We start from the raw sequence: 21615 nt of genomic DNA on the forward strand, positions 1-21615 counted from the left end.
TGCGCGTCGGAAATGAATTTGAAGGCAAGATGCACGAGATGGTACATGAGGCCGATACGCTGAGCTCCCTGGTTGCGGAGCAAGAAGCGACTAAGATGGCCAGAAAGAAATTCAGGTTCGTGGAAGTTGTATCGGTCAAATCGATGTGAGTAGGCGTACTGACTTTGCTCGCTCGCCAGACATCAAATCGCGTTCGGGTACCGCGGTTTACACGATCAGCCAGTATGTACATTCGGCGTACGTCGTGTTCTACGCGTATCACCGGTGCGCACCGACCTATTCAGGCTTCATCGAGAGTCGAAGCCAAGTGATCGATTGAGGCATCAAATCTCGAGGCGCGGTAGTCGTATTGCAGACTAGCAGTACACCATCACTCCATCCAGAATCTCGACGCCTAAGGTGGCCGACTGAGGAATCTAGGAAATCAGGGGCATGTCAGTAGGCACGTCCCTGACCTCATCGACGACTGCTATCGACGGGGCATCCCCCGTTCGATCATGGAGCCCTATACAGGGCTCATTATCCCCTGCTACAACCAAACGCACGGCATCGCTGACCGTACTCCTTGGTCTCAGCCTTGCAGAGGTAACTCACCCGATGGAAGTATCGATCCATCTCCCCCGAATCATCCTGAGAGAGGTGGAATGTGGCGTTTGCAGGGATATGCACCAAGCCCTCTGCCTCCTCGAACGTAACCCTCAGCGCTCTCGCCCAGGCAGCCTGAATACGGCTGTAGAGATTCTCCCTCTCTGATTGGAAGCGCCCCACGGTGTGGTACGCATCCCGATTGAGTAGCAGCACGAAGTGGTAGTGCGGCCGACCTTTCTGTCCGATCTCCCTGACCCAGCACCAGCGGACACTGGTTCGATGAGCAGAGCCGTTCAGGCGCTCTGAACGCTTCCGAGCTGACTGGATCCTGAAGGTCAGGGAATCAATAAACCTGGAAATGACGGTGCTGCCTGAATCGGGCAATGAGTCATCAGGAAAGCGTAGATCGAAACGGAGTGCGAACACCTGGCGATGATCGCTCAGTGCGAGCTGAGTGGTTTGGTAAAGTCGTTCAAGGTATTCAGAAATGAACGGGCTGTAGGACACCATGACGGGTAGGCCGCGAAAGCTGTGCTCGTGGTGCAGGTGAAGATTGCTGTTGCCGATGTGACGCTTGGTTTGGTTAGCCATGAAGGTGATCCGCTGAGTGAATACATAACCTCAGTGGGATGAGTATTTATTTACGGCTTGATCACCATGGACTGACCTCAGATCATCGTATGGCACTGGTCTTGTGACTGGCTGAGCTACAGCAAGCAGAGTGATGGAGTTCATGTTGCTTACCCCATTGAGAGGGAAGCCTAATAGCCCTCTGAATAGGACCTAGATTGGTATCTATATTGATGATTCGTGATGTAAGAATCTATTAGCCTTTTGAAGATCAGTAATGATTAATAGAAGGTGTAGTAATGGGTGTAGCGAAGAGTGTAGTAACAGGGCGTAGTAAGGAATGGTGAAGTAAAGGCTTAGTAAGGTATGTATAGAAATATGGATGTAGAGAGTGTGCAATCGAGGAGTATTTAGTAAAGAGTAATCATGGAGTGTATTAATAATACTAATACCGAGATTCACACCTCCGCTCCAGCCAGGGAGTTGAGCAGCGAATGACCGGAGCACACGGGAGGAACATAGTCTTTTCGATGACTTCGATACTCTGGAACTAAACCACAAGCTCGGAGCGAAAAGGTCAGCAGGAACGCCAACCGAATGACTCGATTGAAGCTCATCCCATCGACCGCTCGCCACCCTGGCTACTGAGCGCTTGCCAACAGGTCTTGCCTACCGCGAGAACAGCAACCGTACTCTGTCGGGGGTCATACGGCATACAGGCATCACGACGGGAGTCACCCCAGTCGTGATGCCTGTACATTGCTCATCGCTATCTACGCTCAAGCTGTCTGACTTTAAGAATTACCCAGCAACCTGCAAAGCCCTCCAGCTAAATTCAGACGATTACAAGAAAGGTGAGGCTTGACAGCAGACATCAGGATGATTGACAACTCGCCAAATTATTGATTTCGACATGCCTACAGCGTGTACGATAGAACCCCAGCCTGAAAAGTGTAGGAAATGAACTCACGCAAATCTGGAGTGGGGGGATAAATGGGGGGATAAAAATCACCCGCCGCCTCGCCCACCAATGAAACAAGGCCATAACCGAATAAAAAACCCGGCACATGGCCGGCTTGAGTGAGCAGTACAGGTTACGCAGTAATTTTGTCCTGGTAACCCGTCCCGGATTGAATTCGTTGATAGATCTCCTCACGGTGGACTGGGGTATCGCGTTTGGCGTCGATGCCGATTCGCACCTGGTTACCGCTAACAGCCAATACGGTGACCTTGATGTCATCGCCGATGCAGATGGTTTCGCCAACGCGGCGGGAGAGTATGAGCATTGTTTCCGATCCTTTCGGTATGAGCGACGCCCTTGAGAATTAAGGACGTCTGTTGAGTGTTGAACTACTAATAACCTACGTTCTTACGTATGCAACTAGCTCTTCGACGTCGGCGGGAGTAGTTCAAAAGATGACAGTAAGTCGCCGAACTCACGACGGCCCTCGCCAAGCATTTGGTAGTCGTCGGGTGTGGGCTGATGCCCGTAAAGAATCTTCGTCTGGGTTCGCTCAAGTGCCGCGGTTAAATCAACAAGTCTCTGCAGCTGTTCTCGTACTTCACCAGTCAGGCCGTGGCTACGAAGCATGTCTGGCTCCTTGAGCGATGTTGTTTGGCCATGAAGACCATCATTCTGGCTTCCATCTCGACACAAGACTTGTCCTCACACGGTGGCGCAATGATGTTGAAGCTACCAAGCTCATGGAGTTGGAATTCCTTTTCTTGCTTGGCCAGTTGGAAAAGGCAGTCAAGGGCCTCTTTCTCGCGCGAGTCTCTGCAACCGACGATGCCGCCGACCAGAAATTCATTTATGAGGTCACAGGCCTTCTCGGCTGAAAGGCCTACAGCATCCATTTCGATGGAGCTGAGGCCCACTGCCTCCTCATGCTCCTCATGAAGTTCAATTTGGCCAGGAACCCGCCTGATCACGATATTGAGCGTGTTATGTCCCGTGGCGATACCAATCTCAATTGGAAGTCTGTGATTGGCAGATGAATAGCTGGCAACCGCAATCGCGGCGTCGATGCACATAACTTTTTTCCGATGATCCATTCGTGGTGCGGATTATCAAAGCTTCGGCTGCCGCTGTTTCATGAATTCGCCCCTTGAAATGGGGCGAATCACGATTATTTTCCAGAACTGACAGCGGGCTTCCCGCCATCATCGTTCGTGGAGAATTTGCACTTCGGATACCCGAGACAGCTCCAGAATGGTCCGTTGTTGCCGTTTCTTAAGGCTAAATGGTTCTTTTTACACTTGGGGCATTTCTCTTCCGACTTAACCAGCTCAGCTTTGCTGGATGCTTCCGAGCCTGTGCTTTTGAGTCTAATAGAGGCCAAGTCTGGTGCCGGTGCTTTTCCTCGAGACTTTGTTTCACCACATGTAGCTGTACAGGTGGGATAGTTTGAGCAACCCCAAAACCCATTAGTGGAGGAGCCTCGCCGCCTCATCTCGCCTACTTTGCAGATGGGACAGATTTGTTGAGGACCGAACATCAAAAGCCGCTTTTCCTGGGCGAGGGCCGTAATCGTGGGATCGGCTTTGATACCGGCGACTTCCTTAAGAAGCAAATCATGCTGATAGGCAACCACCCCGATGTAGGATGCTTGGCCTTGCGCAATTTGGTCGAGGGCACCTTCCATCATGCGAGTGAAGTCGAGGGACACAAAGCTGAAGCGCCCTCGTGTAAGGCCGATGATTCCCATGCCAAGCTCTGTGGCAAACAGCTTTCTACCTTCTTTGCTTATGTAGGATCGTTTAAACAACGTAGCCATGGTGGACGCATAAGTCGACGGTCTGCCTATCCCGTGCGATTCCAGTGCTTTTACCAGTGATGCGTCAGTGAACCGCGGCGGCGGCTTGGTAGCAGACCGCGTAACACTGAGCTCCTTGCATTGAAGTCGCGTGTTTTCAGCGATCTCTGGGAGTGCATTCCCCTCTTCATTTTCATCCTCACTAACCTCGACGGCGGCATCTTCGGGCGTTAGAGCTAACCAACCAGGCGACGTAAGTGTTCTGCCAGTGGCTAAAAATTGGAGGTGCTGGTCTGCAACTTTCACTGCGGAGAGTAAAAGAATCTTTTTGGCGTTGTACCGGGCTGGGAGCATTTGGCTGGCCATCGTTCTCTGCCAAATGAGCTTGTATAGCTGTCCCTCTGGGCTGTCGGCTGAAAATTCATCTGCTTCCAGATTTGCCACATCTGAAGGTCGAATTGCTTCGTGCGCTTCTTGAGCATCAGCTTTCGATGACCATTTATTCGGCTTGTCCGGTACTGGATATTTGTTTGAGGTCAGCCACTCCCTAATAGCCGTCGTGGCCTCTTCGGAAAGGTTGACGCTGTCAGTCCTGTGGTAGGTGATCAGACCGGCTTCAAAAAGCGCCTGTGCACGCTTCATGGTGTCGTCGACTTCCATTCCTAATGAGTTACTTGCCGCTTGTTGAAGAGTCGAGGTCGTATATGGAGGAGGGGCATTTCGAAGCGCCTCTTTCGACTCAACGTTGTAAACCATGAAGACCGGTAGCTTTTTGATTGCATCCTCGAGTCCGCGTACAACATCAAGCTGAGTGAAAACCTCAGTAACCGCTACTTGCGATGCCTGTTGGAACGGTTTATGTAGCCATTGGGCTTTCCAGCCTTCCTCTTTCCCCGGCCAAGGGAATCCGACAGACAACTTGTAATAGTCAACTGACTTGAATGCCCGGATCGCCTCCTCCCGCTCAACTACCAAAAGGAGGGCAGAGCTTTGCACTCGGCCAGCGGAAAGGTGGGTAGGAGCAGAAGTCAGTTCTGTAAGGAGGGGAGAAACCGTGTAACCAACAATTCGATCGCTAACGCGTCTTGCCTCTTGGGCTGCGACCTTTGCCATGTCGATCTGGCCTGCGCTTTCGACCGCAGCCAATAGTGCTTTTTTTGTGATCTCGTTAAAAACCATTCTTTTGTGATGCTTCGGCTTGAGCACCTCAAGCAGGTGCCAGGCAATTGCTTCACCTTCCCGATCAAGGTCAGTTGCGAGATAAACGGATCGGGCCTCCTGCGCTAGTTTTTTTAACCAGCCAACCGTTTTCTTCTTTTCGTCGTACACCTCATATTGAGGTCGATAGTGAGGTGCTTCGACACCCATCTCCCGAGCCGGAAGGTCACGAATATGTCCAGCTGAAGCCGCTACCTTGAAGTTATCACCGAGGTATTTTGAAATTGTTTTCGCCTTTTTCGGCGACTCTACAACGACCAGATCAAACACTATGGCGGGTCTCCTATTGATTGAGACCACAATGCCAAGAGGACAGGTGAACGGGGCGGCTATTCGATCCCTACCCCGTTACCGATGTAGACGCTCAACCTCTGCTGCTGAACCCGCATTTAGTACCGCTCGGACATGGAAACGATCATGTTCCTGGTTGCCTTCGTGAGCGGCCACAGCGCTATCGCTGTTTCCGTCATCCTGAATATTCAACGCCACCATCAGCTCACAGTGTCCAAGCTTGGAAAGCTCTGTTGCCGAAACGGAATGCGCATGGAGCCGTCTTTTTCGTTCTGCCATCACTCACCTCATTCATTGACTCGTTGTCAAAACCACCTTCGCACAGGTCAGCAAAAATGCAATTTTCCATCTTCTTAGCTTACGGGTTGCAATTCACCAAAGGCTGATAGTGTGGAAATAAGAAGTGGGAAAGGTGACAGGATGAGCAACGGGATAGGTAGTTGGAGAGAGGCGTTACCAGAGCAACTGCGTGGTGCGCAGGTAGTGCTGTCTGAGCGCAATTTATCGACTGAAATCCCCGTCCCTTTGCATGGCCGTGGAGATCAAGTGTTTCTTGCCCGCGGTTGGCTTGTTGCCGTCGATACAAAGCGGCGAAAAATTGCACGCGTGTACATGAAGGACGTGATTCAGTTAAGTGTCTATGCATTCATTCTGGCACGCCAGTCCACTGCACTGTTTGGTGTGAACTACCCTGTTTCCGCTACTGGATTTGTTCGCTGTGTGACCCCCCGTGGTACTGAATACAAGCCCGTGCAGCTGCTGAACAGCAGTCAAGTAATCAGCCTCTGGAATCGTTATTGGTTTCTGCGTTCAGAAGGCCTCAGGGCGCGTCCGACGCATCCCAATGCCGCTTCTTGCTCCGGTTGCCCTAAGCGACTCAATTGCCCAGTGGGTAGGAGGGTCCGGTAGTTCCAAGGCTTCTAGGCTGTGAATTTGCCCCCGACTGTTGGTCTGGGTTATGGCGGGTTGTTGATCATCTGGCGTGCTAATCTTCCGGGCCGTGCCCTGATCAACCACCCAAACAAGACTTACTTACCAAGGCTAACCGCTTGAACGATCTCCTATTCACCCCTTCCGAAGCTGTCGGGTTATCCAATCAGGAGCCACCGCATTCTGTTGAGGCTGAACAGGCGGTTTTGGGCGGGCTGCTGCGTGAAAATCAGGCTTGGATGAAGGTTTCAGGTTATCTGGCCGGAGATGATTTCTTTCGTGGTGATCATAGGCTGATCTTCAAGGCTCTCGAATTTCTGGCTGAATCCGGTAAAGCGATGGACGTGGTGACATTAAACGACGTTCTTGAAACCAACGGTCACCTGGAGGCCGCCGGCGGTCTCAGCTATCTGAGCGAGTTGTATGAAAACACCTCCTCTGTTGCCAATATCGTCTCTTACGCGCGTGTAATCAGTGAGCGTGCAAGACTTCGAAGCATCATTAAGGCATGTGAGGACATTGAAGAAAGCGCACTCAGACCAGAGGGCCAGTCCGCTGACGACCTAGTACATCTGGCAGAACAAGCGATTCTGGGTGTGGCTGGTACGCGGCCGAAGGAGGGCGGTCCGGTTGGACTGGAGCAGCTTCTCAGTAAAGCCGTAAATACAATCACCACACTGAACCAATCTGGTGGGGAGGCTATTGGTCTTTCCACTGGCTTTGAGGAGCTGGATAAGCGTCTCAATTACCTTCGGCCTGCTGATCTTGTAATCGTTGCTGGAAGACCGTCGATGGGCAAAACATCCTTTGCTATGAACATCGTGGAAAGCGCCATACAACGATCAGAAAAGGTTGTCGTGGTGTATTCGCTTGAGATGCCAGGAGATACGTTGGTTAGCCGAATGATTTCCTCTATCGGCGGCATAGAGCAGTCACGTGTCAGATCTGGCCAGTTGCTAGATGAGGACTGGCCCAAGCTGGTCAGTGCGGCGGAAATAATTAATCAGCATGACCGTGTATTTATCGACGATACGGCGAACCTCAGCCCATCTGAGATGAGATCAATAACGCGGCGAATTCGCCGTGTTCACGGTGAAATCGGTCTGATAATGGTCGATTACTTGCAACTCATGCGGGTGCCTGGAGCTGGCGGACTCAATAGAACCAACGAAATCTCGGAGATCTCGCGTTCGCTCAAGGCGCTGGCTAAAGAATTCGACTGCCCAGTTGTGGCGTTATCGCAACTCAACCGTTCGCTGGAGCAGCGACCCAACAAGCGGCCGATTAATTCAGACCTGCGTGAATCCGGCGCGATTGAGCAGGACGCCGATGTGATCCTGTTCGTGTATCGGGATGAAGTCTACAACCCTGACTCCAGATTCAAAGGGACAGCGGAAATCATTATTGGGAAGCAACGTGAAGGCCCGATTGGCTTCGTCAGATTAGGCTTTGATGGTCGATACACTCGCTTTGAGGAGCTTAAGCCTGGCTCGCACGAATTTACAGATACAGAGATGGGCGTGCCGCAAGTTATTCGAAACCCAAGGCTCGGGCGTGTTAACGCACATGTTGTGGCGACCGCTGTGAAGGCAGAGAAAGAACGCAGGAGTAGGACCCCAAGGGCTAAACGCCGGTCTCCTTAGGGTTAGATCGTGAGTTTCGCTTGTCTTTAACGAACAGCCCTTAAGGGTGAAAATAGAAGGCGATCAATGAACGAAATTACTGAACCCTCTCAGTACGACCTTCAAACCTCCGCTTTAAAGGTCCCACCACATTCCATTGAAGCCGAACAGGCAGTGCTTGGTGGTCTGATGCTGGACAACAACGCCTGGGAGCGCGTGCTCGATCAAGTCTCCGACGGTGATTTCTATCGACATGACCACCGCCTGATCTTCCGCGCGATCGCCAAGCTCGCCGACCAGAACTCACCGATCGACGTCGTGACCCTGGCCGAGCAATTGGACAAGGAAGGTCAGACCTCGCAAGTCGGTGGCCTCGGTTACCTCGGTGAACTGGCTAAAAACACGCCCTCCGTCGCCAACATCAAGGCCTATGCGCAGATCGTTCGCGCGCGGGCAACCTTGCGTCAGTTGATCGGCATCGCCACCGAGATTGCCGACAGCGCCTTCAACCCCGAAGGCCGCACGGCTGAAGAGATTCTCGACGAAGCCGAACGGCAGATTTTCCAGATCGCCGAGGCCCGGCCTAAAACCGGTGGCCCGGTGAGCGTGAATGACCTGCTGACCAAGGCCATCGACCGCATCGACACCTTGTTCAACACCGATAACGCCATCACTGGCCTGTCCACCGGCTACACCGACCTCGACGAGAAGACCAGCGGCCTGCAGCCGTCAGACCTCATCATCGTCGCCGGCCGTCCGTCAATGGGTAAAACCACCTTCGCGATGAACCTGGTGGAAAACGCCGTGTTGCGCAGCGACAAATGCGTACTGGTTTACTCTCTGGAGATGCCTGGCGAATCGCTGATCATGCGTATGTTGTCGTCCCTCGGGCGCATCGACCAGACCAAAGTCCGTGCCGGTCGCCTCGAGGACGACGATTGGCCGCGCCTGACCTCGGCGGTCAACCTCCTAAACAATCGCAAGTTGTTCATCGACGACACGGCCGGCATCAGCCCTTCGGAAATGCGTGCGCGTACCCGGCGTCTGGTGCGTGAGCACGGCGACGTGGCCTTGATCATGATCGACTACCTGCAGTTAATGCAGATTCCGGGCTCCGGGGGGGACAACCGGACCAATGAGATTTCCGAGATCTCCCGTTCCCTGAAGGCACTGGCTAAGGAATTCAACTGCCCGGTGGTGGCGTTGTCCCAGCTCAACCGCTCTCTTGAGCAGCGACCGAACAAACGCCCGATCAACTCTGACCTCCGGGAATCAGGAGCAATCGAGCAGGATGCCGACGTGATCATGTTTGTTTACCGGGACGAGGTCTATCACCCGGAAACCGAGCACAAAGGCATCGCCGAGATCATCATCGGCAAGCAGCGGAACGGTCCGATCGGTACGTCTCGACTGGCGTTCATCGGTAAATACACCCGATTCGAGAACCTGGCTCCGGGCAGTTATAACTTCGACGATGAGTGATCAACGCCAGCTTTTCTACAGCATCAATGAAAAACGCCCTACAAGGGCGTTTTTTTGAATTAACGAATTAACTCGCTAGGCTCAAGTTTTCTTGTTTCTCCTGATCGCCTTCTGAGCTTTTAGGTTCCTCTTTACGATGCCGCGCTGCTTCATCCGAGACTAGGAGAAACTGCTCGTACAGCTCGACGGGAATGGCCACTGCAACGGTGCCACCCTTAGCGTCAACCACGGCTGTCTTGCGCATAATTTGCGAAATGCCCGTCATAGAGGATGTCATGTTCGTCACCAGTTTTTTGCCTATTCGCCGGGTTGGTACGGCGATGTTTTTACTAGTCAGTTTGATCTGTTTCCCAGGTTTCGCCTGTGCCACCTGAGGCGCATTCTTCCCAACTTGCAATGATTCGAATGCTTCATTAGTGACCTGAGTTGGAGCTGCCTGCTGAAGATCGCTTGCATCGGTATTGGAGCTTTGATCAATGTCCAGCTGCAGCGGGTCCGCACCCTCAATCTCTTCTTGGCGCTTACGATAGGAGCTCATAATGATTTCGACGCTCTCATCACCGTATTTGCGAAAGAGGTCCAACGCAAGATGCGGCTTTATTACGTCTTGTTCGAGCAGGGTTTGAATCTGTGCCGGCAGTGAAAGGAGGCGAAGCGTCTCGCGCACATGGGTGGAGGTTTTACCAATGTGTTCGGCTATCTGATGGTCGTCCCAGTTCCAACTGCGCAACCGCTGGTAGATTCTGGCACGTTGCATGATTGTCAGTTTTAGTTGTTCGTTCGAGGTCAGTATTCGAAGGCTAGCGAGTTGGTTGTTACCTTTGAGCTCGATCACGGGAATGCGTTTGATCATCGCTCCCCGGCTTATTGCCAGTTGGGCTCCACGCAGGCGGCAATGCCCGTCCCGAACGAAGCATCGGCCATCAACAACTTGAACTTCGATTGGTTTCATCTGAGCACTTTGAGCCCATGCTTTGGCAAGCATCTCGATATGCGCGATCGTGTGCGGAAGGTTGTAGTCACGCTCATTGAAGCCTTCCTCCTCCTCGATCAGAAGAGGCGACAGCCAGGTCATCTGCGTTTCGCCGACAAGCGATTGATCCCTTTCAGCTACTGCTTCCGCGAAGCTTTGTAGGTCATTCGACTTCTGGGTTTCATTGTCTGTTGGAATGCTATCAGTGAGTTTCTCGTGATTAGTCATAAGTCAGATTCTTCGAAGTTTGTGATTGGCCGCTGAGGCAGGAGACCGTGGAGCGGGCATTGACCAGATCGGGATTGCTATCGTCCGAGAACGATCGTTTTTGAATGTCTGGCTAGGGGCGTGATACCAGGGCGTCGATAACCAACTCAGCTTTTGTGACAACCATATCGAGAAATTTCACAGCGCAGTCCGTATATCGAACCCAGGATTGGTACCGAATAGGCCGCTGTTTGGGGTTGATTGTGTTTACCGTCTATGCATTCCAAATGGCCGAGGAGCTGCTATGAACGGTGTGCAGACAAGACGACGATTTATGACCATCTTTGTTCGGAAAAATGAACCTGCCCGCAGTATCAAGAGCATCGTGAAGTCCATTGATGGTCTTGCTGCCATCTTGAGCGATATCTCAAGACTGCTAGAGTCGAAGATTCAACCCGCAAATGGCGAGCTGGTCGAGCATGACGAAAAGCGAGGGGTGAAAGGTAACGTAGGTGCCGTTATGGTTTCCGATTATGACGGTGCGCTTGAAATCCGTCCTGGCCACGCCGTCCTTTTCGCAATTTGTATTGGCTTTGTGATTGGGCCAATCCTGGGTTATTTGTCATACGGCTCCAGTGCGTGTGAAGCTACTCTTAGCTTCTTAGGAATCTAAAAAAACCCGCTCACGAGCGGGTTTTTTTAAGGTCATTTCATCTGAAGGCATTTCCCTCGCAATGAGGGTGGAATGCCTTTAGGGCCACCACGAGCAACGAGTTCCCATTCGCGCTCAGTCAGCTCCGAACCGGCGCCCTTGCAGAACTTCCGATAGGCAATCAGATACTCAGCCTCTGTAGCTTGCAAGGGAGCACGAGACGAGGTTGTGGTGATTGGCCGTTCAGGCGCGACGGTTAAGGCTTTATCGATCGCCGAGTTCATCCCGCTGTTGAGGGCAGTCACAATTACGCTGTCTCCAGGAGGAACTCCGCTCCCCGAGCGCAGATCTGCATAGTTACCGTGCGTAGTCATGACCATTTCTTCGCTGCCCATCACGTGTTGATAGGCAGGCTTCCTTAAGGCCGCTCCACCGCGTCCGTCGTGTCCCCAGCTGCTGTAAAACTCGTGTGCTAATCGAACAGGCACGTAAGTGGTGGTTGCTGCTGACTGAGCATCGTATGGATTTTCATGCGTAGAGCATGCAGATAGAAAAACCGCTGTGGCTAGGATTATGAGTTTGGTCTTGAGCATGGCGCCCCCCGGTTTGTGTATTGGGGATCATATGGGTGCCATTAAGCGTACGGATTCGAGTCTGTCCCCCTTATGGGTTCGGATTGGTCAACAGGGAAGGGTTGGGCTGCGGAGAATGCATTGCAACAGGAGAGTGGAATGCAATTTCTCAAAAAGCTATTAGGCCTCGGCAAGGCGAATGTGCCTGCGTCAAAACGGCCAGGCAGCCTCACAGATAACCAGATTCAAGTACTCGATCTCAGGTCCCCTGAAATTCAGAAGTATCTGAAAACCGGTGACGAGGCATCACTGCGATATCCACCTTTCCAAAAAGGATGGTTGGCGAATGTGCCTGGCCGCGTACTTTTGGATGCTCAGGCTTCAAAAGTCCGACAGATCGCCAGTGGCATTGGTCTGCCGCCTGCTGAATTTAATCGTTTAATCCTTCCTGTTTTGGACGCCTTCGCCGACTTTGTTCACATGCTGCCTGCATCGCAGGCACATCATCATAGAGGGCCGGGGGGGCTGCTTGCTCACTCCCTAGAGGCAGCCGTTCATGCTCTCAACTCATGTCAAGTGACAAGTTTTGACCATGATCGCTATCCCGCTGAACGCATCAAGCGGCGCGACCGCTGGAACGTTGCGGCTGTACTGGCCGCTCTTCTGCATGATGTTGGTAAGCCGCTTTACGATTTGCGAGTCACGGATGGCTCCGCGGAAAAGATTTGGCACCCTGTGGCCAACACAATTCCTGAGTGGGCTGAAGAACATAGTGTTGATCGATACTTTATTCATTGGAACCCCAATCGACACGAAATCCATAAGCACCTCTCAACGACGATGGTTGAGCGATTGTTGCACAGGGATCTGCGTTTATGGCTGATGGAGGCAGGCCAAGATCTCTACTTTGAGATGATCAGCGCCATTGCTTGCGAGGATGAAAAGCGGCTTCTAACTGGCCTTGTTATCAAGGCGGACTCAAGCTCTGTGGAAGCGGATCTTCGTAAATATGGAGGAGATGCTTCTGGTCAGTCTGCTATGGGGATTGGTGTTCCAGTTGCATCCCTGGTTGTGGATGCGATGAGGCTACTAAAAAGTGTTGGTACGTGGAAGATCAATGAAAGCGGGCAGCGAGTATGGGTGTTCGGTGACGGTGTGTTTGTCGTTTGGGCGCAAGGTGTCCGTGATATCACTGAATCATTGGTGGAGAAAGGGATAAAGGCAGTGCCAAGAAGCCCGGATGCCTTGGGTGAGATGCTGCTAGACCACAACATCATTGAACGCTCGCCGGAGGGCTCGATTTATTGGTCTGTAGCGCCTGACATTCTTAATGCTGGACGGTCGAAGCCAATAAAGCTCAAATGCGTGAAGCTTTCATCGTCGACGCTGTTATTTCCTTTCGAACCGCTTCCTGCGTCTGCTATAGGTACGGTGGGAGATGATGAGCATGAAATGAGATTCAGCGTTGGTTCGTCTGCTACTGGTGATCCGGTTGGAAGTCTCCCGTTGGCTGTTTCAATAATTGACGGGTCCAACTCTGACCTCGCCGGGCTATCTGCAGATGGTGCAATGACCGCCATGTTCACGATGCCGAGTGAAGAGGCCATCTCGACGCCCCAAGCTGCGGAGATTGTCCATCAGCAATTTAAAGCTCCTGATTTCTCTGTTCCGGCCGGCATGCAGGATCCATTCGGCACTGTGACGCCGAAACCATCAGATGCTCAGTCCATCCAACAGTCTCCGCCTCATATTCAGGCGCCAAGCACAAGACCTGAGACATCTGCTCCAATCAAGCAAGCGTCTCCAAAAGGGCCAACGCCATCTGGCCAAAAAACGCCGCGTGCAGGCGCAGTTCACCTGGTAGCAATCGAAGATGCATCGGATACCACCATAAGGGTAAAAGGTGCCGATAGCATAGGCGTGAAGCCGGACGGTGCGATCATTGTGGCTGGTGCGATTCCAGGCGCGGAATTGGGAATTCGAGTTGGAGGGGGGGTAGCTCCACTTCTTGCGCTTGCGGGACAAACTCAGACGAAGAAAAACAAGAAAAAAACTAGGACCGAACAGGATCTATCCGCCCGCGGTGAAAAGCTAGAAAAATTGGGTGATTTTGCATCTGACGCTAACTCAACTTTTAATGTGCCTGGCGACCAGAGCGATTCAGGTAGCATCGCATTCCATCCGCCAGCAACTGACCAATTGCAATCGGAATGTGAGGCCTTTGCGGCAAATGACGATGCTGCCAGGGCATACACTTACGACTTTGGTGATATCGATGACGAAGTCCTTGAGCTGGCCGGCATGGATCTGCCTGATAGATCCTTGCGTCTGGATATTAAGCATGAAGAGCCCATTTCGGCTTCTGAGCCTGCCCTCGATAAGAATGTTTTCGCGGAGCCCCAACCACCTCGCGTGGCTTCCGTTGAGTTCAAATCTCCTCGGACTGAAAAGAAGCTGGATACTGCTAATTCACAACTGGTGATTCCACCTGAACTGGCTCTTTCAGATGAATTTGGTTTCAACAACTTTAACGTGGACCTTTCTCTTCAGTTCATCGGAGAAATCCCTGCGGATTCACCGTTAACTGTGAACCTGCCAAAGGGAGTAGAGCGGTTTACAGATCCTGCAGGCATAACGTCGCATGATTCGTCTGGAGGCTTTGACCTTCCTCCTTCAGATCTAATAAATCACGAATATGATCCATCTACCGTCGAATTATCACCCCAAGAAGAATCTTTTAGTGCTTTTACAGAAGAGTACGATCTTCCTAACTTAAGCGCCGGCGTCTTTCTAGAACCCCCACCAGAGGGTTTTTGGGACGGTCCCGATTTAAATCGTGACGCCGATTGGCCAGTATTCGATGAGCCACTGTTTCAGGAGGCAATTACTCACACTGAGCAAGGCAGCACTTCTGTCAGCTCGTTACAAACAAGCGATGGTCAAGAGTTGAAGCCACAAAATCGTGTTCAGCCTCCGCTAGAAATCCTGCCAAAGAAAGAAACGGTGAAACGCGGCATTGGATCACAAAAAAATAGTGGTAGATCACCGGGAGGCCCCGGCGGTATCAAGGTACAAAGCGGTTCTGAGGTTTCTTCAGAAATCCGTATAGGCCAGCCACGTAAACCGCGCGAGCCGCTGTCTGCCACTCCTGTTAAGCCCCCAGCTACGACTGAAGTACAGCCGCTGTCGTCTTCCGGAGGGGATTATTATTGTGCGCAAGATTTGGCTGAGGAATTTGATGCGTACCTTGAAGTCACTCCGGAATTGGGGAGGGCATTGAAGTGGTATGCGGAAAATCTCGATAAGACAGTGTCAATGAATAGCTATAAGCCGTTTTTCACATTCGAAGGTCAGGGTTTTGTCATTGATGACATTCCTAAGCTGGAGCGTGCCGGGTGGCTGTGGGACGACTTCACTGGGACAATAAATAGGAAGAACCCCAAAGGGGTGCTTCTCACGAGTTACCTAGGTGAGATCTTCGAGTACCTCACAAAAGGCAAGTACAGACACTCCATGGCTTCGGCTCGTAATCGTGAGGAGGCGAGATACTTGGCTAACGTCGCTGAATCGGCAATCTCATTGTGCAAAGAGCATGAGATGAACGGGCGGCGAGTCGTAAGCATCCAACCTCGAAAGTTGAGCGAAATCTCGAATGCCCTGCAGGTCGACGAATCGACCCTCAAGAGGGCGCTAATAGCGACCCATCAATACCTCATGGTCAGGAACAATCATGTCATTGAATTGATGGATTGAAAGAGATGAGTGAGTGGGCATATGAGATGCCTTGGAGGCCAAATTTTGAGGCTTTCGAGGTAGGAGGCTGGGTCCTTGGAATGGCGGCAACAAGTGCTGTCCACTTCTACACCAGTTTGCCATCTCAGCCGTTTTATCTCTCAATGATTGTGATGGGAGGATTCGCCCTAAGGCGTGTGCCAGCTGCTGTCCATCTCTATCGAGTCCGTCAAGGTTTACGAGCAAAAGACGTTGTCCTGATGGGGCAGGATGAACTCATTGAGCAGATGCTGGAAAACCGCGGGAAGTTATTCCTGGGTACCGGGTTTAAATGGACTCAAAGGGAAGGTCAGCAGGTATTCGAACTGCTTAAGCGGGACATTACCAAAATTATGCCCAAGATTCCTGATGGATACATGGGCTCGCCTTGGATTCATGGGATTTCGCTACAGCCTGATCGCCCTATTGGTTTCCAGGAAGACTTGTCGTCGCTCCATACCCTAATTGTGGGTACCACAGGTTCCGGAAAAACTCGCCTATTCGATTTACTTATAAGTCAGGCCGTTCTTAGAAATGAAGCTGTAATTATATTAGATCCGAAGGGCGACAAGGAGATGGCCGAGAACGCCAAGCGCGCTTGCGAGTTGGCAGGACGCCCTGAGCGGTTTAAGTACTTCCACCCAGCCTTCCCGGAAATAAGCGTTCGGATCTCCCCAACCAAGAACTTTGGTCGGGCGACAGAAGTTGCCTCACGCATCGCTGCACTTATGAAATCTGAGGGCGGTGACCCGTTCCAAGCATTTGCTCAGATGGCGCTTAACAACGTTATCCAGGCTCTGTTGCTTTGTGGAGTTTTGCCGACCTTGGTGGAGCTTCGCCGCTGCCTTGAGGGTGGCCTAGCACCGTTGGTGATTCGAGCTATTAATGCTTACGGCTCAAAGGTTCACCCACTTTATGAAGCACTGCAGCGTGGTGCTTTGGCGTCGGCTAAAAATGATGAGATGAAGGCCAAGAATCTTCTCAAACTCTATCGTGAGGAAATTGTTCCGCTGCAACCAAGTTCGGACCTTGAAGGTTTGCTTTCAATGTTCGAGCACGACAAGGCTCACTTCGGCAAAATGATTGCGTCCCTGCTGCCAGTGCTGAACATGCTTACTTCTGGGCATATGGGACCGATTCTTTCCCCTAATATGGATGATCCAGAGGACGAACGTGAAATTACTGACTCCAGTAAAGTTATCCAGGGCGCAGAAGTCCTATACATGGGGCTCGACTCTCTATCCGACTCCATGGTCGGCTCCGCGATTGGCTCTATCTTTTTGGCTGACTTGGCTGCGGTGGCAGGTCAACGGTATAACTTCGGTGATGCAGAAGAATTAAAACGCCGCCCTGTTAATATCTTTGTTGATGAGGCTGCAGAAACAGTAAATGATCAATTAGTACAGCTTCTTAACAAAGGGCGTGGAGCAGGGATGCGCCTTTATGTTGCGACTCAGACAATTGCGGACTTTGAAGCTCGAATGGGGTCGCCTGCTAAAGCAAGACAGGTGCTTGGCAACACTAACCATACAATTGCACTTCGTATCACTGATCAGGACACACAGCAGTATATTGCCGACAAGATCCCTAAAACGTACTACAAGTACGTTATGCGCACACAAGGCAACTCGACCAAAGATGATCCTCATATGCACTCTTTGAATGTTGGCGAACGGTTGATGGATGAGGAGGGAGAGTTGTTCCCAGCGCAGCTATTTGGGCAATTACCTAATCTCGAATTTGTTGCCATTTTGGCGGGCGGACAAATTGAGAAGGGCAGAATTCCAGTTCTAACTCGACCAAAAGTTTTTGATAAAGCAGTTGAAAAAGCTCGACTGCTTGTAAGAGAGGCAGCTTAATCGTGCGACTACGAAATGATAGCGTGACACGACTTCTTGATAAAGATGACAAAGCACGCATGGTGCTCAATATTCTTGATGCAGATTGGCCTACCGCCGTACAGGTTATTCCAGAAGCAATGAAAATGGTGAGTAGGGAATCTACAAGTCCAGAATGCGTTGCGTTATTGAAAGTATCTTTGGCCTCATACCAGCAGTCTTTAGGTGGTCGCGATCGCGATCGTCTCGAAGCGTTTTTGGAGCCGTTTCTGTCTGGTTTCGCGGACTTATTGCTTCTTGACCCTGCGCCAACGCAAGCTGTCCTGGAATTAAAAGCGCTTCTGGATGGGTTGGTAAAAGCCGATGCGAATCTAGTGGCACGTAATCGAATCGAGAGCCTTCTGCTTCCAGAAGATTCTTCCATTGGCCAGGTCTGGCGCGACATCAAGGCGATCTGACAATGGCTGACGTTGAAGAGAAGATGCCCAAAACTCTTTGGGCTGCTCTTGTATTTATCTGTATTGAAATCTTGTTGATAGTCGTACTTGTGCCCAACAGTTTTATCGATACAGCCATCCTTAAGGAGCAGGACTGGGGAGAGGCTCTCATGGGTAAATCTCAACATGAGCAGCTTATTCGCGATACAGATTCGCTTTACACACAGTTACATCTAGATAACGGTCTTAACAAATGGGTGGGGAGCCTTTTCGTTCCTACAGATGAAGAGCGAGAGAAATCTAAAGCTTGGGAAAATCTTGGTAATTTGTGGTTTAAATTTCTATCCAATCGTGGAGAGGCACTAACGAAGGTGTTGTACCATGTTTACTACAGATTTTTATTGCTAGTAATGTGGTTGCCTTACATGCTTGTGATACTGGCGCCATCTGTTCTGGGTGGGTATATGACTTGGAACATAAAACGATATACGTTTCAGCACTCATCCCCGTTCCTGAATACATATAGCTCGAAAATCATATCGTTCATCGTCGTGTCCTTGATGATCAGCTTCATTGCGCCGCTACCCATACCGCCGATGGTGATCCCGGTCGTCATCATTGTGCTCATGCCCATAGCCTCCAGCTTGCTGATCGGTAACCTGCCAAAACGCCTCTAGATCGGCGCTCGTACTGAATCCAGGTCCCATCTGGAAACTGCATTTTGACCCCGTTGTCGGGTCAGATTAGCCACCCCGCAGATTATTAAGGCCTCACTATTTATACATACGGTGAGGTATCTATGAAGCTCAACTCCAACACAGTTTTGTCCATCTGCCTGGCGACCTTGACGGTTGCCAGCGCAGGTGCATTTTTTGCGTTAAACAAGAAGGTTGATGAGGCTGCTCGTCTATCCGAGCAAACCAATCGCTCGTTCGCAAAGGTTAAGCCGTGGGCTTTGCAGCGAGATGCTTTGGACGCGGTCCTGGAGGAAGCACGGCTTCAATCGTTGATTTCTGGAAAAGAAACTTCTCAGCCGAGCAAGACAAACCCTCAGAGCTACCCCGGAGATATTGAGCGTCGCTACGGTGACCCTAAAGCCCAGTTTACTCTGATCGAATACTCCGATTTTGAATGCCCTTTCTGTAGTCAGTTTTTCCCTGTTCCTAAAGCTCTAGCAGACGGCTCCCGCGGAAATATCTCGGTGATCTTTAAGCATGTTCCTATTCATGGTGAGGCCTCTAGGAAGGAGGCTTACGCAGCTGAATGTGCAGGGGCGCAGGGCGGCAACGACGCATTTTATCGCATGGCCGGTGCAATATTTAGCTCGACTCAAGCAAATGGAACTGGAACTAACGAGCCTTTAAGTGTCGTTGCAGACAAAATCGGGCTTAAAGGTTCTGACTTGTCTAAATGCATAGACGAAGGCCATTTTTACAACAAGATCAAAGCAGATTTTAAAGAAGCTATCGATCTTGGTATCAAAGAAACGCCTACGACGGTTGTTCGCTACAACCCGACCAATAAACAAGTTGTTCTGAGCGGTGCAAAGACGCCTGAAGATATTTTGAAGGCGATGGCCAATCTAGTTAAAAGCAGTGGAGCATCACAATAATGCAGCCAATTAATATTCCTCAGTATGTAGATGATCCACCCCATTTACTTTTTTGGCAGGCAGACGAAATTGCGCCAATCGGGATTGGTCTCGTTTTTGGGATGTTCACCGGCTACGCAGCCGTATGCACCATCGGCGGTTTTTTATTAACTCGCTGGTATCGTAAATATCGTGACGATCATCCCGACGGGTTCATGGTTCACATGATTTATTGGTTTACTGGAATGACAGGCGCCAAGGCCAGAACGATACCGAACTCGTTCATTCGGGAGTTTCACTGAGGCATCTATGAATATTGATAATTTAAGAAAAACTTATCGCCAGCTTGTCGATGAGAGCAAATTTCATCGAGTTATTATCGCGGCTTTGCTAGCAACTAACTTTGTATCTGTTGTTGGTTGGCTCAATAAAAGCACGGTGATCGATATGCAGCCGCCGGGTCTGGCAGAGCGTGCCTGGGTTGATGAAAGTCGTGCCTCGGATGCCTATGTGGAGGGCTGGGCGCTTTACATTGCTGATCGATTGGGCAATGTAAAGCCTAAGTCTGCAAGCATGATACGAAATTCTCTTGAGCCACTTCTTTCTGCTGATATTTATCAGGATGTCATCAACAAAATTGAAAGCCAGGTTCAACAGATTCGTCAGGATCGCGTTGTTCTTGCATTTGAGCCAAAAGAAGTTCTTCGGGATAAGAATAAAGCGAACAAGTTCTATGTTGTTGGCCGCTCCGTTATGAGTGGTCCTACTGGCAAACCTGTCCGGGACAATAAAACCTACGAGCTTGATCTCCGCGTTAAAAACTATAAGCCAGTCCTGTACTTCATTGATGTGTATTCGGGTGCCCCACGAACAGAAGACGTAATTCGTCGTGAGGAGAAAGCTGGTGAGGCTCGTAAGCGTATGGATCGGAATAACGATGAAAACTAAAACCATGAAACTTGCGATCTTGCTGGCTGCGGTTGCAACCGCGCAAATGGCTTCTGCTCGCGAACTCAAAATCCCACAGATGCCATCGTCGACGGGCCAGGAGCAAGTTGTTGAGGCAGTGCCGCCCGCACAAATTAATCCTGCGGATTATGGCCTTGAAGAGGCAGACGAAAACGCAGCTCGCGCAGCAATTAGCGAGGCTCAAGATAAGAAGACCGTCCAACCTTTGCAACCAAAAGCACCAGCATCGAGTGCGTCGGTGGCTTCCGGCGGTGCAAAGCAGAAGGAGCCCGTGGCTGATCCAAAAGGTACCCAGGACCTGGTGCAAGTCAGCGGCGGTGGTCGGGCCAATGATTTACAAGCAGTACCGGCTTCGGTCGCAAAGGGTGCTGCACCAGAAGCGGCAGCTGAGATGGTCGCGTCTCTCGTTGATGTGGTTGTTCAACCAGGGGTGAACACAATCATTCCCGCGGCAATCAACCATTTGAACCGGATTGTGACGCCGTTTGAAAAGCCGATTGTTCAAACGACCTCCAATCCAAAGGATTACACCATCAAGGAAAACGTCATCTACGTCACGGCGAACGATGAAACTCCCATCACGATGTACATCACCCCCAAGGAAGATGAGTCAGTCGCTATTAGCTTGACGCTGGCTCCTAAAAAGGTTCCTCCAATTCAAGCAAATCTTGTACTCGGCCAGGCACCTGGTTCGGGCGGTAAGGCTGGCGGTCTAAGTGGGGCTGGTGGTTATCGGTACTCTGGCCAGGCGAAGAAATGGGAGGAGGGTCAGCCCTACATGGAATCCATCAAGGGGATCATGCGGGCGCTAGCATTGGGTGGAATTCCAAAAGGTTACTCCATGGGCAAGTTGGCCAGCACCGATACATTGCCTGCGTGTTACCAAGACGGCATCCAGTTCGATTTTTCACGGTCCCAGCTGATGATGGGGCACAACTTCAAAGTTCTCGTTGGCGTCGTCCGAAATACATTGAATGTACCGGTTATGTTCGATGAGACATCTTGCACTCATCCAATGCTAGCGGCGTCCGCGGCATGGCCGCGGAACATGCTTGAGCCAGGCGACAAGACCGAGGTTTACATCATCACAAGGGTCGGCGAAGCGCCGGCGGATGAATCTGCACGCCCAAGTTTGCTTAATTAAGGAG

At 51.1% G+C, this 21615-nt stretch carries 19 protein-coding genes; 12 read left to right on the forward strand and 7 right to left on the reverse strand.

The window, feature by feature from the left end:
• Positions 1-519 precede the first annotated feature (519 nt).
• The 5 genes from KW848_RS23485 to KW848_RS23505 all read right to left on the reverse strand — a co-directional run bounded on the left by KW848_RS23485 (position 520) and on the right by KW848_RS23505 (position 5702).
• Positions 520-1179 (reverse strand): inovirus Gp2 family protein, encoded by a 660-nt coding sequence (locus KW848_RS23485; protein WP_218538190.1) that lies wholly within the window; start codon positions 1177-1179, stop codon positions 520-522.
• A gap of 1073 nt (positions 1180-2252) precedes the next feature.
• A complete protein-coding gene (gene csrA, locus KW848_RS23490) occupies positions 2253-2444 on the reverse strand; it encodes a carbon storage regulator CsrA (protein WP_218538191.1) in 192 nt (63 codons plus the stop codon).
• Between the two features lie 283 nt (positions 2445-2727).
• Entirely contained in the window at positions 2728-3192 is a 465-nt protein-coding gene (locus tag KW848_RS23495) for a hypothetical protein (RefSeq protein ID WP_185710052.1), read from the reverse strand.
• Between the two features lie 95 nt (positions 3193-3287).
• Entirely contained in the window at positions 3288-5402 is a 2115-nt protein-coding gene (gene topA, locus KW848_RS23500; RefSeq protein WP_218538192.1) for a type I DNA topoisomerase, read from the reverse strand.
• A 78-nt stretch (positions 5403-5480) separates the two neighbouring features.
• Complete coding sequence (locus tag KW848_RS23505; RefSeq protein WP_218538193.1) at positions 5481-5702, reverse strand: hypothetical protein; 222 nt, start codon at positions 5700-5702, stop codon at positions 5481-5483.
• 141 nt (positions 5703-5843) lie between these two features.
• On the opposite strand from KW848_RS23505, the gene KW848_RS32515 reads away from it, so the two are divergent.
• The 3 genes from KW848_RS32515 to dnaB (KW848_RS23515) all read left to right on the forward strand — a co-directional run bounded on the left by KW848_RS32515 (position 5844) and on the right by dnaB (KW848_RS23515) (position 9457).
• Complete coding sequence (locus tag KW848_RS32515) at positions 5844-6332, forward strand: PD-(D/E)XK nuclease family protein (protein ID WP_220383065.1); 489 nt, start codon at positions 5844-5846, stop codon at positions 6330-6332.
• Positions 6333-6472: 140 nt separating this feature from the next.
• Entirely contained in the window at positions 6473-7996 is a 1524-nt protein-coding gene (gene dnaB, locus KW848_RS23510) for a replicative DNA helicase (RefSeq protein ID WP_218538194.1), read from the forward strand.
• A gap of 66 nt (positions 7997-8062) precedes the next feature.
• On the forward strand, positions 8063-9457 hold the full coding sequence (gene dnaB / locus KW848_RS23515; protein ID WP_218538195.1) for a replicative DNA helicase: 1395 nt from the start codon (positions 8063-8065) through the stop codon (positions 9455-9457).
• Positions 9458-9524: 67 nt separating this feature from the next.
• On the opposite strand, the gene KW848_RS23520 is transcribed toward dnaB (KW848_RS23515), so the two are convergent.
• Positions 9525-10658 (reverse strand): hypothetical protein, encoded by a 1134-nt coding sequence (locus tag KW848_RS23520; protein WP_218538196.1) that lies wholly within the window; start codon positions 10656-10658, stop codon positions 9525-9527.
• 283 nt (positions 10659-10941) lie between these two features.
• On the opposite strand from KW848_RS23520, the gene KW848_RS23525 reads away from it, so the two are divergent.
• Positions 10942-11310, forward strand: a complete 369-nt coding sequence (locus tag KW848_RS23525) for a hypothetical protein (RefSeq protein WP_218538197.1) — start codon at positions 10942-10944, stop codon at positions 11308-11310.
• A gap of 32 nt (positions 11311-11342) precedes the next feature.
• Here the strand turns inward: KW848_RS23525 and KW848_RS23530 are convergent, their stop codons facing one another.
• Positions 11343-11882, reverse strand: coding sequence for a hypothetical protein (locus tag KW848_RS23530; RefSeq protein ID WP_218538198.1), 540 nt, complete (start codon positions 11880-11882; stop codon positions 11343-11345).
• 138 nt (positions 11883-12020) lie between these two features.
• Between KW848_RS23530 and mobH the strand changes: the two genes are divergently transcribed.
• The 8 genes from mobH (at position 12021) to KW848_RS23570 (ending at position 21611) form a co-directional block, all read left to right on the forward strand.
• Positions 12021-15614, forward strand: coding sequence for a MobH family relaxase (gene mobH, locus KW848_RS23535; protein WP_218538199.1), 3594 nt, complete (start codon positions 12021-12023; stop codon positions 15612-15614).
• Between the two features lie 5 nt (positions 15615-15619).
• A complete protein-coding gene (gene traD / locus KW848_RS23540; RefSeq protein ID WP_185710061.1) occupies positions 15620-17491 on the forward strand; it encodes a conjugative transfer system coupling protein TraD in 1872 nt (623 codons plus the stop codon).
• A 23-nt stretch (positions 17492-17514) separates the two neighbouring features.
• On the forward strand, positions 17515-17928 hold the full coding sequence (locus KW848_RS23545) for a hypothetical protein (RefSeq protein ID WP_218538200.1): 414 nt from the start codon (positions 17515-17517) through the stop codon (positions 17926-17928).
• A 2-nt stretch (positions 17929-17930) separates the two neighbouring features.
• The gene (locus KW848_RS23550) at positions 17931-18584 is read left to right on the forward strand and encodes a DUF4400 domain-containing protein (protein WP_185710063.1); all 654 of its coding nucleotides are present in this window, start codon (positions 17931-17933) and stop codon (positions 18582-18584) included.
• Between the two features lie 122 nt (positions 18585-18706).
• Positions 18707-19519 carry a thioredoxin domain-containing protein gene (locus KW848_RS23555; RefSeq protein ID WP_218538201.1) on the forward strand — a complete coding sequence of 271 codons (813 nt, stop codon included), beginning with the start codon at positions 18707-18709 and terminating at the stop codon, positions 19517-19519.
• Positions 19519-19800 carry a type IV conjugative transfer system protein TraL gene (gene traL / locus KW848_RS23560; protein ID WP_010466560.1) on the forward strand — a complete coding sequence of 94 codons (282 nt, stop codon included), beginning with the start codon at positions 19519-19521 and terminating at the stop codon, positions 19798-19800. The genes KW848_RS23555 and traL overlap by 1 nt, the downstream gene beginning before the upstream one ends.
• Positions 19801-19807: 7 nt before the next feature.
• On the forward strand, positions 19808-20446 hold the full coding sequence (locus KW848_RS23565; RefSeq protein WP_218538202.1) for a type IV conjugative transfer system protein TraE: 639 nt from the start codon (positions 19808-19810) through the stop codon (positions 20444-20446).
• The gene (locus KW848_RS23570; protein ID WP_218538203.1) at positions 20436-21611 is read left to right on the forward strand and encodes a type-F conjugative transfer system secretin TraK; all 1176 of its coding nucleotides are present in this window, start codon (positions 20436-20438) and stop codon (positions 21609-21611) included. Before KW848_RS23565 ends, KW848_RS23570 begins: the two co-directional genes overlap by 11 nt.
• The last annotated feature ends 4 nt before the right edge of the window (positions 21612-21615 follow it).

Source organism: Pseudomonas sp. PDM25 (assembly GCF_019219045.1).
Classification (GTDB): Bacteria; Pseudomonadota; Gammaproteobacteria; order Pseudomonadales; family Pseudomonadaceae; genus Aquipseudomonas.

Excerpts from the sequence above, each read along its gene's own strand:
- KW848_RS23485 (WP_218538190.1), bottom strand. The coding sequence starts at position 1,179 with ATGGCTAACCAAACCAAGCGTCACATCGGCAACAGCAATCTTCACCTG.
- csrA (WP_218538191.1), bottom strand. The coding sequence starts at position 2,444 with ATGCTCATACTCTCCCGCCGCGTTGGCGAAACCATCTGCATCGGCGAT.
- KW848_RS23495 (WP_185710052.1), bottom strand. The coding sequence starts at position 3,192 with ATGTGCATCGACGCCGCGATTGCGGTTGCCAGCTATTCATCTGCCAAT.
- KW848_RS23505 (WP_218538193.1), bottom strand. The coding sequence starts at position 5,702 with ATGGCAGAACGAAAAAGACGGCTCCATGCGCATTCCGTTTCGGCAACA.
- KW848_RS32515 (WP_220383065.1), top strand. The coding sequence starts at position 5,844 with ATGAGCAACGGGATAGGTAGTTGGAGAGAGGCGTTACCAGAGCAACTG.
- dnaB (WP_218538195.1), top strand. The coding sequence starts at position 8,063 with ATGAACGAAATTACTGAACCCTCTCAGTACGACCTTCAAACCTCCGCT.
- KW848_RS23520 (WP_218538196.1), bottom strand. The coding sequence starts at position 10,658 with ATGACTAATCACGAGAAACTCACTGATAGCATTCCAACAGACAATGAA.
- KW848_RS23525 (WP_218538197.1), top strand. The coding sequence starts at position 10,942 with ATGAACGGTGTGCAGACAAGACGACGATTTATGACCATCTTTGTTCGG.
- KW848_RS23530 (WP_218538198.1), bottom strand. The coding sequence starts at position 11,882 with ATGCTCAAGACCAAACTCATAATCCTAGCCACAGCGGTTTTTCTATCT.
- mobH (WP_218538199.1), top strand. The coding sequence starts at position 12,021 with ATGCAATTTCTCAAAAAGCTATTAGGCCTCGGCAAGGCGAATGTGCCT.
- traD (WP_185710061.1), top strand. The coding sequence starts at position 15,620 with ATGAGTGAGTGGGCATATGAGATGCCTTGGAGGCCAAATTTTGAGGCT.
- KW848_RS23550 (WP_185710063.1), top strand. The coding sequence starts at position 17,931 with ATGGCTGACGTTGAAGAGAAGATGCCCAAAACTCTTTGGGCTGCTCTT.
- KW848_RS23555 (WP_218538201.1), top strand. The coding sequence starts at position 18,707 with ATGAAGCTCAACTCCAACACAGTTTTGTCCATCTGCCTGGCGACCTTG.
- traL (WP_010466560.1), top strand. The coding sequence starts at position 19,519 with ATGCAGCCAATTAATATTCCTCAGTATGTAGATGATCCACCCCATTTA.
- KW848_RS23565 (WP_218538202.1), top strand. The coding sequence starts at position 19,808 with ATGAATATTGATAATTTAAGAAAAACTTATCGCCAGCTTGTCGATGAG.
- KW848_RS23570 (WP_218538203.1), top strand. The coding sequence starts at position 20,436 with ATGAAAACTAAAACCATGAAACTTGCGATCTTGCTGGCTGCGGTTGCA.